Origin of the sequence: Shewanella sp. 10N.286.52.E4 (assembly GCF_041468785.1) — a bacterium.
Taxonomy (GTDB): Bacteria; Pseudomonadota; Gammaproteobacteria; order Enterobacterales; family Shewanellaceae; genus Shewanella; species Shewanella electrodiphila.
Genome location: NZ_JBFRJJ010000009.1, coordinates 19,305 through 31,600, shown reverse-complemented (window position 1 = coordinate 31,600; position 12,296 = coordinate 19,305). Strand labels below are relative to the sequence as shown.

Below are 12,296 nucleotides of genomic sequence, written 5' to 3'. Positions count from 1 at the left end.
TACATGCAATCCTTTGACTTATTTATGCTTCCTTATACGGATTTGAAAAACCTAAGCCTTCAATGAGTTGAGTCTCTAATGACTCCATTTCTTCAGCTTCGTTGTCGATAATATGGTCATAACCTAGCAAATGCAAGCAGCCGTGAATAACCATGTGGGCCCAATGTGCTATAAGGGGCTTATTCTGTTGTTTTGCTTCGAGTTCTACGACTTCAGCGGCAATGATTAAATCACCTAAAAGTGGTAATTCAATCCCTGGAGGCGCCTCGAAAGGAAAAGATAAAACATTGGTAGGTTTATCTTTCCCGCGGTAAGTATGGTTAAGCTGCTGACTTTCACTGTTTTCGACAATGCGAATCGTTAATTCAGCCGTTTCCATGGTATTACCGAGTGCTGTTTTAACCCATAACTCAAACTCATCTTGAGTTGGTAACTGTTGCGGGTCATCAACGGCAATTTGTAAATCTAGCTCTAAATTAAGCTTTGAAGCTACGTCAGAGTTAAGCGTCATTTTTTACCACTCCAACAGTATTAGCATCTTCATTGCTCATTTGTTCATTAAATGCATTCTGACGTTGTTTATATTGGCGCTCTTTTTCAGCTTTTAGTGCCAGTTCTTTTGAATCAAATGCTTCATAAGCTTCAACGATGCGGGCAACAATCGGGTGACGAACCACATCTTGAGACATAAAGAAGTTAAAGCTAATGTCATTGACTTCGCTGAGCACTTCAATTGCCTGGCGTAGTCCTGACTTTTGACTGCGCGGTAAATCGATTTGAGTAATATCACCAGTGATGACCGCGCGTGAATTAAAGCCGATACGGGTTAAGAACATTTTCATTTGTTCAACAGTGGTGTTCTGGCTTTCATCTAAAATCACAAAGGCATCATTTAAAGTACGACCACGCATGTAAGCCAGGGGGGCGATTTCAATGATGTTGCGTTCAAGCAGTTTTTCAACTTTCTCAAAACCTAACATTTCAAACAAAGCATCATAAAGTGGGCGTAAATACGGGTCGACTTTCTGGCTTAAATCACCCGGCAAGAATCCGAGTTTTTCACCGGCTTCAACCGCAGGACGTGTTAATAGAATACGACGAACTTCTTGACGTTCTAATGCATCTACTGCTGCAGCAACAGCTAAAAAGGTTTTACCTGTACCAGCAGGCCCAATACCAAAGGTGATGTCATGTTTAGCAATGTTTGCCACATAATTAGCTTGGTTTGGGTTGCGTGGCTTGATGATGCCGCGCTTAGTTTTGATGTGTAGGGTATCGTCTTCAGCAGAAGATTCTGCCTCAAGATTAATCACTTCTTGAATGGCTAGATGAACTCGTTCAGGTTCAAGATCAGGCGTGCTGCCTTTAACCGTTTGGGTTTCAATATAAAGCTGTTTCAATAAATTATTGGCATTAAAGGCATTACGAGGCAGACCAACAATTGTGAAATGGTTGTTTTTATGGACAATCTCAACACCTAGACGGCGCTCAAGTTGCTTAATGTTGTCATCATAAGGACCACATAATGAGGCAATTCTTCGAGTCTCAGCAGGCTCGAGATACAAATTCATGGTTGTAACTTTAGTGGACAAAAATAATGCTCCAAAAACGATATGTTTATTAACAAAGAGTCTACGAGTGTTGTATTTAAAATACCACGGTATTTAGGTAAAAGCACAATAAAGGCGGCTTATAGCCGCCTTTATTAACTAAATATCATCACTAGATTATGACTTAATTAGGGGTAAATTGGGTTACGCCTAAATCATCATCAGTTTTGTGTTTAGCTAAAATGTCAGACGGACGCAAACTACGACGTAAATCCATTTCATCTTCTGCGCGAACAAATACGCCACGTAAAGAGTTGGTGTATACGTCAACGATTTCTACGTCAACAAACCCGCCAATGCTTTTAGGGTTACCTTCGAAATTCACTACTCGGTTATTTTCAGTACGACCGCGAAGCTCCATTGGATTCTTTACTGAAGGACCTTCAACTAAAATACGTTGCACAGTACCTAACATTTGACGGCTGTAACGCATCGCTTGCTGGGTGATTCGGTCTTGTAAAATAGCCAGACGCTGTTTCTTTTCAGTCATAGTGACATCATCTGGTAAGTCTGCAGCTGGGGTACCTGGACGAGCACTGTAAATAAAGCTGAAGCTGTGATCGAAGCTTACATCTTCAATTAACTTCATTGTGTCTTCAAAGTCAGCTTGGCTTTCACCAGGGAAGCCAATAATAAAGTCAGAACTGATATGAATATCAGGGCGGGCTTTACGTAAACGACGAATAATTGATTTGTATTCAATCGCCATGTGGCCACGTTTCATGTTAGTCAAAATACGATCTGACCCTGATTGAACAGGAAGGTGTAAAAAGCTAACAAGTTCAGGAGTGTCTTCATATACATCAATGATGTCTTGAGAGAACTCAATCGGATGGCTGGTTGTAAAGCGGATACGGTCAATGCCATCTATTGATGCCACTAAGCGCAATAACTCTGCAAAGGTACAAATTTCATCGTCGTGAGTCGGACCACGGAAGGCATTCACGTTTTGGCCTAACAGGTTAACTTCACGTACACCTTGTTCAGCTAGCTGAGCAACTTCTAGAATCACGTCATCGACTGGGCGGCTAACTTCTTCGCCGCGTGTATAAGGTACAACACAGAATGAACAGTATTTGCTACAGCCTTCCATAATTGAAACAAATGCCGATGGACCATCAGCTTTTGGCTCTGGTAAACGATCAAACTTTTCAATTTCTGGGAAGCTCACATCAATAACGGCTTTGTCGCCATTATTAATTTGGGTGATCATTTCAGGTAAACGATGCAAGGTTTGTGGGCCGAAAATGATATCAACGCATTGAGCACGTTCTTTAATTGCTTTACCTTCTTGTGAAGCAACACAACCACCGACACCGATAACTAAATTAGGATTTTTATCTTTTAAGGTTTTCCAGCGACCAAGCTGATGAAACACTTTTTCCTGTGCTTTTTCACGAATTGAGCATGTGTTAAGCAGGAGTACGTCTGCTTCTTCAGCATTCTCAGTCAAGGTGTAACCTTGATAATCGTCCAGCAAGTCAGCCATTTTAGATGAATCGTATTCATTCATCTGACAGCCCCAGGTTTTTATGTGTAGTTTTTTACTCATCAGATACGCCGTTCTATATACCACAGAAAAATAGCCGAGTATTTTAACTGCACAAAGGCTCGCTGGCTAGCCTTTGTGCACATCTAGTGAGCATTATTCTGAAAAGCTTAATACCCCTATTTTTTGCGAGTATTTATCTTGGTCGGCTAACTCGTTTGATTGATTGGTAAAAAAGCCTAATTGCTTGGCTATGCGCTGATTATCAAGGCGCGCTTGAGCGATTAAGTTTTGCTGTAGTTGATTTGCATGATAGTCAAACGAGACTAATTCATTGGCTTCTTGGACTGAAAAACCGAATTCTTTTGCCATTGCCACGTTATCTTGACGAGCTCTGGCAATAATTTGTTGTGGTAGCTCCCGATTAAAGCGTGTGAGTATTTCCGTGGTTTGTTGATATAAGGCATAATCAAACGAAGAACGGTAAATCACGGTGACGGTTTCCATTGGTTGCATTTGCGCTTGGGAAGCAACAGAAAATAATGCTGTGATAGCCAGTAAACTATGGGTAAACATTCGAGTGATGCTTGCTGATTTTCTGCCCTTTGGCATACGCTTTGATATAGCCTCAGGAATAGAAAGTAGGCCCGAATGGTTGCTGCTAATATTGTTAGAATGTACGTACGTGCTTTGACTAGACATAGTATCCTCTCTTACCTTGGCATGACGGATGTGGTGCAAGGTGTATTCATTAGACAGTTTCAGTATATGAAGAGGTTTACTGGTTAATGTGTCACCATTGTAAGCAGGTGTTGCTCTAAGATTAGATAGCAACATATCGACACGATTAAGCGATTTTAGACACGTTTGTACATATTTTAATCGTTACGGTTAATGCTAATAAGTACGAAAGTGCGATGAGAAGGGTTTAGCAATGCAAGATGCAGTTCAAGATAAGGCAAAACAAGATCTACAAGTTCAACATGATGTGGTGATTGTGGGCGGCGGCATGGTTGGCGCAGCTGTCGCGGTAGGGTTAGGGCAGCTTGGCCTGAATGTCGCAATGATAGAAGCCTATCAACCAAAGGCCTATGAGCCTGAACAGCCCCTAGATCTTCGAGTGTCTGCTATTAGTGTTGCTTCAGAGCAATTGCTTGAGCGACTTGGGGTAATGGATGAATTGTTATCTTTGCGTCATGTGGCTTATAAAGGCCTAGAAACTTGGGAGGTGGAAGATTGCATCACTCAATTTCATGCAGATCAAATTGATGAACCACATTTAGGCTACTTCTTTGAAAATCGATTAATTCAACTTTGTTTATGGCAAAAAATAGAGGCTATGGACAATATCACACTCTATTGCCCTGAAAGTGTCAGTCGTTTTGAGCGTGTAACCCTTGATGATCAACAACAGATAAAAGTCACTTTAGATTCTGGGACAGAAATCCGTGCTGCATTATTAGTTGGCGCTGATGGTGCTAACTCGCAAGTGCGTCAATGGGCTGGTATTGGTATTACTGGTTGGGATTATGCCCAATCAGCGATGCTTATTAATGTCGCCACATCCACTGAGCAGCAAGATGTCACCTGGCAGCAATTTACTCCAGCAGGGCCGCGTTCGTTACTACCGCTTCCTGGCAACAATGCTTCATTAGTTTGGTATGACAGTCGTAGCCGTATTAAACAGTTAATGCAGCTTAATCATCTGCAACTTGCTGAGCAAATTAGACAACACTTCCCGAAGCGATTAGACAGTGATTTTACTGTTATCGACCGGGGTGGCTTTCCGTTAACACGTCGTCATGCGCAATCATATTGCCAAGATAATGTGGTGATTTTAGGCGATGCAGCTCACACGATTAACCCACTTGCAGGTCAAGGGGTGAATATTGGTTTTAAAGATGTCGACGTATTGATTGCGACTATCGCCGATGCGGTTGGTAATAACCGTCCATGGTGGACTGAAACCACTTTAAAGCAATATCAATGTAAGCGTTATAGCGACAACTTATTAATGATGTCGGCAATGGATGCATTTTATGCCGGTTTCAGTAATGACTTAATGCCGCTTAAGCTATTACGTAATGGTATGCTAAAACTCGCAAACCATGATAACCCTATCAAAAAGAAAGTCCTCAAATATGCATTAGGTTTAGCCTAAATCTAGGTTAAATAACACGCGGTAATTGTTGAGTTCAGTTTTGAGTGTTAAAATGCCGCGCTTTAGCGCCTTCAAATCGCATTTCGGCAATTTTATTAGGATGATTTGAAGTCAGCGCGGTCATATTATTCGCTAAAAATGAGTGCTAATGAGTCAAATAAAACTAATTGTTGGTCTTGCCAATCCTGGTGCTGAATACGCACAAACTCGTCATAATGCCGGTGCATGGTATGTGCAAGAGCTAGCGCGCCTATGCGGCGCAACGCTTGTACCTGACAGTAAATACTTTGGTTTAACTGCCAGAGTGACGATTGATGGTAAAGACGTACGATTATTGATCCCGACCACTTTTATGAACCTTAGCGGAAAATCAGTAGGTGCATTAGCCAATTTTTTCCGAATTACACCAGAAGAAATATTAGTCGCTCATGATGAGCTTGATATGGAACCGGGCGTTGCAAAGTTTAAATTAGGTGGCGGTCATGGTGGCCATAATGGTTTAAAAGACATTATTGCTAAAATGGCCAATGACAAAGGGTTTCACCGCCTACGGATAGGTATTGGTCATCCTGGAGACAAAAATCGTGTTAGCGGTTATGTACTGGGTAAAGCGCCAGCAAGCGAACAAGAAAAGATGGATGCAGTGATTGATGAAGCAGTGCGTTCAACTGAGATTTTATTTAAGCAAGATATGGCGAAAGCCATGAACAGATTACATACTTTTAAAGCAGTTTAAATTTTATAGCCTATATAAAGGTAGTAAGGTTTTTCTGTTTCAAAGCAACTATTGATATTCACTGCCTCAGTTTCGATGCAGTTCAACATATATAAAGGTAACAAATATGGGTTTTAAATGCGGCATTGTGGGTTTGCCAAATGTAGGTAAGTCGACACTATTTAATGCATTAACAGAAGCAGGAATTGAAGCAGCTAACTTCCCGTTTTGTACCATTGAGCCTAACACAGGTGTTGTACCTGTACCGGATTCACGTCTAGATAAGTTAGCAGCGATTGTTAGCCCTGAGCGTATTTTACCAACCACAATGGAATTTGTTGATATTGCTGGTTTGGTAGCAGGCGCATCAAAAGGTGAAGGTTTAGGAAATAAGTTCCTTGCTAACATCCGTGAAACTGATGCAATTGGTCATGTTGTTCGTTGTTTTGAAGATCCAAACATCGTTCACGTTGCTAATAAAGTTGATCCAGCTGGTGACATCGAAGTGATTAACACTGAACTTGCACTTGCTGACTTAGATAGCTTAGAGCGTGCTATTTTCCGTCAACAGAAGCGTGCTAAAGGTGGCGATCAAGAAGCTAAGTTTGAAGTTGAAGTGCTTGAAAAAATGCGCCCAACATTAGATGAAGGCCAAATGTTGCGTTCACTAGAGTTAAGCAAAGAAGAGATTGCCGCTGTTGCTTACCTTAACTTCCTTACATTAAAGCCTACGATGTACATTGCTAACGTAGCTGAAGATGGTTTTGAAGATAATCCACATTTAGATGCTGTTAAAGCGATTGCAGAGACTGAAAATGCAGTGGTTGTTGCAGTTTGTGCTGCAATTGAATCAGAGCTTGCAGAAATGGATGCTGAAGACCGTGTTGAGTTTATGGCTGATCTTGGCCTTGAAGAGTCAGGTCTTGATCGCGTGATCCGTGCGGGTTACCAATTATTAGACTTACAAACTTACTTTACTGCAGGTGTAAAAGAAGTAAGAGCATGGACAGTACCAGTCGGTGCGAGTGCGCCACAAGCAGCGGGCGTGATCCATACTGACTTCGAACGTGGTTTCATTCGTGCTCAAGTAATGAGCTATGATGACTTTATCGAACATAAAGGTGAAGCTGGCGCTAAAGATGCGGGTAAATTACGTGTCGAAGGTAAAGGTTATATCGTTAAAGATGGCGATGTTATGCATTTCCTATTTAACGTGTAATCGGTATTTTCAAACTATAATAGTCTGAAGATCACCGTTAAAGAGTATTGAGGTTAACTTTATTAGGATATTTTGTCGATTTGGCGCTCAGTTTGGTGAACTTATAGCCGAACAACAACAATTGATGAAAATAGCTAAAAAAAGCAGTTGACCTCGATACCCTGAATAAGCATAATACGCCCCGTCCTCACGACGAGGGCAAGTAAGAATAAAGTGGCAATGTAGCTCAGCTGGTTAGAGCACAGCACTCATAATGCTGGGGTCGCAGGTTCAAGTCCCGCCATTGCTACCATCTTCTCTAGATGTAAAATAAGAGATTGCTGGTTAGTTAAAGTAATAACTTTAGAAATATGACCGGCAACCTTCTCAAGGTTAAATGAGCATCGTGTTCTGGATGAAAAACAGAGTCAGTGCGGGAGTGGTGGAATTGGTAGACACGCCAGATTTAGGTTCTGGTGCCGTAAGGTGTGAGAGTTCAAGTCTCTCTTCCCGTACCATTATTAAAAAAATTGGCTATGTAAATAGCGGGTTTTTTAAAAAGCTTTAGATTGGGATATCGCCAAGTGGTAAGGCACCGGGTTTTGATCTCGGCATCCCCAGGTTCGAATCCTGGTATCCCAGCCATTTTAAAGTAAGTAGTAAAAGATTATTGGGATATCGCCAAGTGGTAAGGCACCGGGTTTTGATCTCGGCATCCCCAGGTTCGAATCCTGGTATCCCAGCCATCTTCGGCAATGTAGCTCAGCTGGTTAGAGCACAGCACTCATAATGCTGGGGTCGCAGGTTCAAGTCCCGCCATTGCTACCATATTTAAAAGGTAGAATAGAGGGTTACCCTTTTACTACTGAGTTGGAAAGAGCAAGAAACAGTGTTTACTCATGATGTAAATGAGTTTATTCTGGTAAAAATTTGATGCGGGAGTGGTGGAATTGGTAGACACGCCAGATTTAGGTTCTGGTGCCGTAAGGTGTGAGAGTTCAAGTCTCTCTTCCCGTACCATCAAATTTTTCTTCAATATGTACATCTTCCTAGATTAAGTTATACATATCCAAATTTTGGGATATCGCCAAGTGGTAAGGCACCGGGTTTTGATCTCGGCATCCCCAGGTTCGAATCCTGGTATCCCAGCCAAATTTAGCCTCACGGTTAAAGCAAGAGCCCGTCTTATGACGGGCTTTTTGTTGCCTAAAATTTATGATTTATCTTCTTATATTTATCCATTATCACTTATCGATTGAGCCTTATGATTATTTTTGTATGATGGATAAGTCATACGTTCCAAATTATTACTTTCTAAATTATTACATTCAGAGTCTGCCCGAAATGCCAATCAATCCAATTACAGAGTCAATGTGGCCTGAAATCTATAAACTCCAATCGCAAGTGTATGTGGATATTGAACCAGAGCCGCTCGAAGTCCTTCGGGATAAATGGCAGCATTCTGCTCACTGCTGTTTTGTCTATCAAAATGAAGAGCAAAAGGTAATGGCTTATCTATTGGCTCATGTTTGGGCTAATAAAACGCCTCCTAAGCTCTATCAGACACTTTCTGAGAAAAAGGAGGGTAGTCAGTTGTTTCTACATGATTTAGCGGTATCTGCTCTATTAAAAGGCTCTGGAGTCGGTAAGCAAATGGTTGAGCAGTTAAAATTAATTGCTAAGCAATACAATTACTCACAAATACAACTTGTGGCAATACAAGGCTCAGTCCCTTTTTGGCAAAAAATGGGCTTTGAGATTGATCATGAGCAGGCGGCTAACGCAAGTTATGGCCCTGATGCTAAGATCATGAAACAAGTGCTTTAATCAGTTTTACTTTTTAAGTCTTAAGCAAATAAAAAAAATACGGCCAATTGGCCGTATTGTTAACTGATAAAAATTAATTAATCATTTATCGCTTACTTCTGTCTAGCTGGGTAAGAAGTCGATCGCCCAAATGGTTGTCATTGTTGCAACATCTTCTGCAGGGAAGGTGATTGAACGTAACACAACCTTTAGTTGGCGCTCTAATTTGGCATTGTTAAGCTGGCTTGATTGAATATCAACCCGACTAATGCTGCCATTAGGCAGGATCTCAATCTCAAACATGACTTTACCTTTGAGGAAAGGGTCTTTACGCAGAGCTCGATTATACAAGGCATATAAACGTGCTTTGTTCGCCTCTAGTGTGCGGCGTAATGCTGCCTCTGAACGTTGGCTTCCCGCAGAAGCCAGTTGCTCTTCCTCGGCAATAGCCCCTTGAGTAGCTAACACTTCCTCTTCTGCCAACCTAATTTGTTGGGTGTTTTTAGTGCTTAAAGCATCTGACGCAACGGTTTGATTGACGGTAGAGGTGGTTAAACTCTCACTTTGTGTATTGGCCGAAGCTGCTAACATCTTACGTTTGACTTTCACTTCTTGCGCCTGCGTTTGTTCAAGGGCACTTTGAGATGCCGGTTTGATATCAAACGCTTCACGCATTGAAAAAAGCTCATCTTTCATGGCTGCTAGCCCTGAAGTTTGTGCTTTTTCTTTTGCGGCCTCACGGGTCATTGTCGGCTGTACTATTGGTTTTTCAACAGGTTTATCGACAGGTTTCTCTTCAACCTTTTCCGGTTCTTTTTCAAGTTCTGGCTCAGGCTCAGGAATAACCTCTGGCTTTTCAGGCACTGGAAGTTGTTTTTCTTTAAGCATTATTTTCGCTAACTGCGGGGGTAATTTCTCTTTAACTTCTCTTGGCACTTCAACTTGCTCAAGTAAAGGCACACCGATGCCGAACACAGCGTAAATCACCAGTAGTAACACTAAGATCTGTTTAAATAACCTATCTTGTTTACTGGGCTTAAATAAATCACCTATGTCGTTAAAGCTATTACCATTTGGGCTACTGCCATTAAACGAATGGGATAAGCTTGCTGCTGTCATGCTAACCCTCCTCAGCCGTTTTACTGGCTTGGCGCTCAACGGCTAATGACATATTTCTATATCCCGTTTCAGCACAAGCAGCCATAATTTGCTTTAACGCCATATAAGGTGTGCTGCTATCGCCAATAATGGTGACGGCACGGCCTTTTTCCTGTTCTGACTCTGTTAACTCAGTACGTTTACTCGCTTGGTATGTAAGCTCAGTAGTCATCGCTTCGATAAACTCAAGGTTTTCTTGTTCACTGAAGTTAGGCTTATCAGCACTATTTTGCCAAACAGCTCGCTCTTGGATAAGCACTGTATCTTCAAGTACTGTGATAACCAGGTTTTCAACTGGCAGTTCTTCAGCAATAGAGACAGGTAACTTTATCTTTTCGATATTTTGTAGAACGCGTACTTCAGATTGATTCACAATCAAGAAGAATACCAAAATCGTAAAGATATCCATCAAGGCAACTAAGTTAAGTTTGCCACCTGATTTAAAGCGCTTATGGTGCTTAGCAAGTCGTTTAGCTCTGGGTGATTGCTTCATGATTTGCCTCCTGTGGTTTCACTTACTTGTGTTTCAGCAAGTGATTCTTCAGGTGCATCCCCTAATGAGATAAGCGGAAAAAGTTCAGCATCGACTAGGTTAGCCGCAACCACTGCTTTGTATGAGCGCACGGTATCCATTGCAGTCACAATGGTCTGATAATCGATATCAGATTCAAGCAAAAGCACTATGTCATTTTTATCGATTTCTTGTTGTTGAAAAGTCAGTTTAAGGTCTTGTAAGTACACAGACAAAGCCTTGAAATCATAACCTTGTTCTGTTGTTTCAAAACGTTTAAGTAATATGCCCGCAGGGTAGTTGAGCTCAAGACTTTGCTGAGTAATGACTAGTTCCAATACTTTGGGTTCTTGATCATCTTCAGCTTGTTGAGACTCTGACATAACAGGCAATTGCAGATTTAGTATCCGTACTTGTGAAAATACCAAACTCAGTAATAACACAGGCACGAGCACGATCATCAAATTCATAAATGAAGTGATATCGAGTTCTGCATCTTCTGTATTAGGGCGACGACGGCGTCTCATAATTATTAGCCTCGGTCCGAATCCGCTTGCTTAGAAAATGACAGTGAATTAAGTAATTTAATGCCAGCCATTTCAATTGAATCAACAATAGTCGCAGTTTTAGTTTGCAGTGTTGAATGAAATAGAATTAGCGGAATAGCGGTAATAAGACCAAATGCAGTGGTGTTCATTGCAACAGAAATACTGGAAGACAGCAGGTTAGCTTTTTCAGCTGGATCTGCACTGGCTACCGCAGAGAACGCGGCAATCAGCCCCATAATGGTACCCAGTAGACCAAGTAGCGTAGCAATATTGGCTAAGGTAGCAATAAATGGCGTGCGCTTTTCAAGTCTCAACATGTACTCCATGATGGTTTCTTCCATGGCGTATTCCACATCTTCACGACGATTAGCTTGTGAAATTCTGACGATACCAGATTGCAATACATCAAATACTGGGGCTTTATTATTTTGCGCATGTTGACTGATTGTCGCGACATCACCGCTTTTAAGTGCTTCTTTGATTAACGAGAATGCTTTTTGGTTAGTGCGATGAGCTGAACTGAGATATAACCAACGTTCGATAGTGATGGCCAAACCGACGACTAATACTAGGGCGATAGGGTATATGAACGGGCCACCATTTTGTAAAAATGCAATGATATGGTCGGTAAAACTCATGATATTTTCCTTTTTATAGAGTCGAACGAAGTTGTTTTTGACTCGTCCTAAATGTAGTTATTTTTTGTTACTGCTTTTTTGTTACTGCTTCGGGTTAAACTTTTATCTTGGTGAATACACCCTTTATTGTTTTGATGAAGTATTCACACTGAAATCACGTACCTCTTGTTGGAACTTTTTAGGGTTAATCGGTTTGAATTGCGGCAAGATGATTTGCATATTGTTATCTTGTATTGCTACAGGGTTGGTTATGCCTTGCCAAGGCATGATGTAAAGCACTTTGGGTTGCTCTTGCGTGCCGGTCACTTTACTTTCAATTAATACGGGTTTGTTTGCTGTGCTGACGGTTTCAGCGGCATTAAGCTCGCCCATGCTAATGACTGATAGCAGCAAGAGTGTCATAACAGCAATAACAACTGCGTTCACACGGTATGTTGTCATCGGGGTTAATGAACTAACCAT

The 12,296-nt window shown here is 41.5% G+C and carries 13 protein-coding genes and 7 tRNA genes; 11 read left to right on the top strand and 9 right to left on the bottom strand.

Features of this window, described 5'->3' with window-relative positions:
• Positions 1–22: 22 nt before the first annotated feature.
• From ybeY to AB4153_RS04820, 4 genes are all read right to left on the bottom strand, one after another.
• Positions 23–511, bottom strand: a complete 489-nt coding sequence (ybeY, locus tag AB4153_RS04835; protein ID WP_371996536.1) for an rRNA maturation RNase YbeY — start codon at positions 509–511, stop codon at positions 23–25.
• Positions 501–1,592: a PhoH family protein gene (locus AB4153_RS04830; protein ID WP_248954400.1), complete on the bottom strand. Its 1,092-nt coding sequence runs from the start codon at positions 1,590–1,592 to the stop codon at positions 501–503. The genes ybeY and AB4153_RS04830 overlap by 11 nt, the downstream gene beginning before the upstream one ends.
• A 142-nt stretch (positions 1,593–1,734) precedes the next feature.
• A complete protein-coding gene (miaB, locus tag AB4153_RS04825) occupies positions 1,735–3,162 on the bottom strand; it encodes a tRNA (N6-isopentenyl adenosine(37)-C2)-methylthiotransferase MiaB (protein WP_102528079.1) in 1,428 nt (475 codons plus the stop codon).
• A gap of 93 nt (positions 3,163–3,255) precedes the next feature.
• A complete protein-coding gene (locus AB4153_RS04820) occupies positions 3,256–3,936 on the bottom strand; it encodes a hypothetical protein (RefSeq protein WP_229370630.1) in 681 nt (226 codons plus the stop codon).
• A gap of 97 nt (positions 3,937–4,033) precedes the next feature.
• Here AB4153_RS04820 and AB4153_RS04815 point away from each other — a divergent pair, with 97 nt between their 5' ends.
• From AB4153_RS04815 to AB4153_RS04765, 11 genes are all read left to right on the top strand, one after another.
• Entirely contained in the window at positions 4,034–5,260 is a 1,227-nt protein-coding gene (locus tag AB4153_RS04815) for an FAD-dependent monooxygenase (RefSeq protein ID WP_371996533.1), read from the top strand.
• A gap of 148 nt (positions 5,261–5,408) precedes the next feature.
• Entirely contained in the window at positions 5,409–5,996 is a 588-nt protein-coding gene (pth, locus tag AB4153_RS04810; protein ID WP_102528076.1) for an aminoacyl-tRNA hydrolase, read from the top strand.
• A 106-nt stretch (positions 5,997–6,102) separates the two neighbouring features.
• The gene (ychF, locus tag AB4153_RS04805; protein WP_102528075.1) at positions 6,103–7,194 is read left to right on the top strand and encodes a redox-regulated ATPase YchF; all 1,092 of its coding nucleotides are present in this window, start codon (positions 6,103–6,105) and stop codon (positions 7,192–7,194) included.
• A 215-nt stretch (positions 7,195–7,409) separates the two neighbouring features.
• Positions 7,410–7,486, top strand: a tRNA-Met gene (locus AB4153_RS04800).
• Between the two features lie 120 nt (positions 7,487–7,606).
• A tRNA-Leu gene (locus tag AB4153_RS04795) sits at positions 7,607–7,691 on the top strand.
• 52 nt (positions 7,692–7,743) lie between these two features.
• Positions 7,744–7,818, top strand: a tRNA-Gln gene (locus AB4153_RS04790).
• 26 nt (positions 7,819–7,844) lie between these two features.
• A tRNA-Gln gene (locus AB4153_RS04785) sits at positions 7,845–7,919 on the top strand.
• A gap of 5 nt (positions 7,920–7,924) precedes the next feature.
• Positions 7,925–8,001: transfer RNA gene (locus AB4153_RS04780), tRNA-Met, on the top strand.
• Positions 8,002–8,108: 107 nt separating this feature from the next.
• Positions 8,109–8,193: transfer RNA gene (locus AB4153_RS04775), tRNA-Leu, on the top strand.
• Positions 8,194–8,250: 57 nt separating this feature from the next.
• Positions 8,251–8,325, top strand: a tRNA-Gln gene (locus AB4153_RS04770).
• A 192-nt stretch (positions 8,326–8,517) separates the two neighbouring features.
• Complete coding sequence (locus tag AB4153_RS04765; RefSeq protein ID WP_229370628.1) at positions 8,518–9,000, top strand: GNAT family N-acetyltransferase; 483 nt, start codon at positions 8,518–8,520, stop codon at positions 8,998–9,000.
• A gap of 102 nt (positions 9,001–9,102) precedes the next feature.
• Here the strand turns inward: AB4153_RS04765 and AB4153_RS04760 are convergent, their stop codons facing one another.
• The 5 genes from AB4153_RS04760 to AB4153_RS04740 all read right to left on the bottom strand — a co-directional run bounded on the left by AB4153_RS04760 (position 9,103) and on the right by AB4153_RS04740 (position 12,296).
• Complete coding sequence (locus tag AB4153_RS04760; protein WP_371996530.1) at positions 9,103–10,098, bottom strand: AgmX/PglI C-terminal domain-containing protein; 996 nt, start codon at positions 10,096–10,098, stop codon at positions 9,103–9,105.
• Position 10,099: 1 nt separating this feature from the next.
• Positions 10,100–10,630 carry a biopolymer transporter ExbD gene (locus tag AB4153_RS04755; RefSeq protein WP_229370627.1) on the bottom strand — a complete coding sequence of 177 codons (531 nt, stop codon included), beginning with the start codon at positions 10,628–10,630 and terminating at the stop codon, positions 10,100–10,102.
• Positions 10,627–11,175 (bottom strand): biopolymer transporter ExbD, encoded by a 549-nt coding sequence (locus tag AB4153_RS04750; protein ID WP_102438965.1) that lies wholly within the window; start codon positions 11,173–11,175, stop codon positions 10,627–10,629. Before AB4153_RS04750 ends, AB4153_RS04755 begins: the two co-directional genes overlap by 4 nt.
• Positions 11,176–11,180: 5 nt before the next feature.
• Positions 11,181–11,834, bottom strand: a complete 654-nt coding sequence (locus tag AB4153_RS04745; RefSeq protein WP_102438963.1) for a MotA/TolQ/ExbB proton channel family protein — start codon at positions 11,832–11,834, stop codon at positions 11,181–11,183.
• Positions 11,835–11,957: 123 nt separating this feature from the next.
• A complete protein-coding gene (locus AB4153_RS04740) occupies positions 11,958–12,296 on the bottom strand; it encodes a hypothetical protein (protein ID WP_102528069.1) in 339 nt (112 codons plus the stop codon).

What these genes read in the sequence shown, in the direction of transcription:
- AB4153_RS04760 (WP_371996530.1), bottom strand. Translation starts at nt 10,098, where the DNA reads ATGACAGCAGCAAGCTTATCCCATTCGTTTAATGGCAGTAGCCCAAAT.
- ychF (WP_102528075.1), top strand. Translation starts at nt 6,103, where the DNA reads ATGGGTTTTAAATGCGGCATTGTGGGTTTGCCAAATGTAGGTAAGTCG.
- ybeY (WP_371996536.1), bottom strand. Translation starts at nt 511, where the DNA reads ATGACGCTTAACTCTGACGTAGCTTCAAAGCTTAATTTAGAGCTAGAT.
- AB4153_RS04750 (WP_102438965.1), bottom strand. Translation starts at nt 11,175, where the DNA reads ATGAGACGCCGTCGTCGCCCTAATACAGAAGATGCAGAACTCGATATC.
- AB4153_RS04755 (WP_229370627.1), bottom strand. Translation starts at nt 10,630, where the DNA reads ATGAAGCAATCACCCAGAGCTAAACGACTTGCTAAGCACCATAAGCGC.
- AB4153_RS04745 (WP_102438963.1), bottom strand. Translation starts at nt 11,834, where the DNA reads ATGAGTTTTACCGACCATATCATTGCATTTTTACAAAATGGTGGCCCG.
- pth (WP_102528076.1), top strand. Translation starts at nt 5,409, where the DNA reads ATGAGTCAAATAAAACTAATTGTTGGTCTTGCCAATCCTGGTGCTGAA.
- miaB (WP_102528079.1), bottom strand. Translation starts at nt 3,162, where the DNA reads ATGAGTAAAAAACTACACATAAAAACCTGGGGCTGTCAGATGAATGAA.
- AB4153_RS04820 (WP_229370630.1), bottom strand. Translation starts at nt 3,936, where the DNA reads ATGTTGCTATCTAATCTTAGAGCAACACCTGCTTACAATGGTGACACA.
- AB4153_RS04765 (WP_229370628.1), top strand. Translation starts at nt 8,518, where the DNA reads ATGCCAATCAATCCAATTACAGAGTCAATGTGGCCTGAAATCTATAAA.
- AB4153_RS04815 (WP_371996533.1), top strand. Translation starts at nt 4,034, where the DNA reads ATGCAAGATGCAGTTCAAGATAAGGCAAAACAAGATCTACAAGTTCAA.
- AB4153_RS04740 (WP_102528069.1), bottom strand. Translation starts at nt 12,296, where the DNA reads ATGGTTAGTTCATTAACCCCGATGACAACATACCGTGTGAACGCAGTT.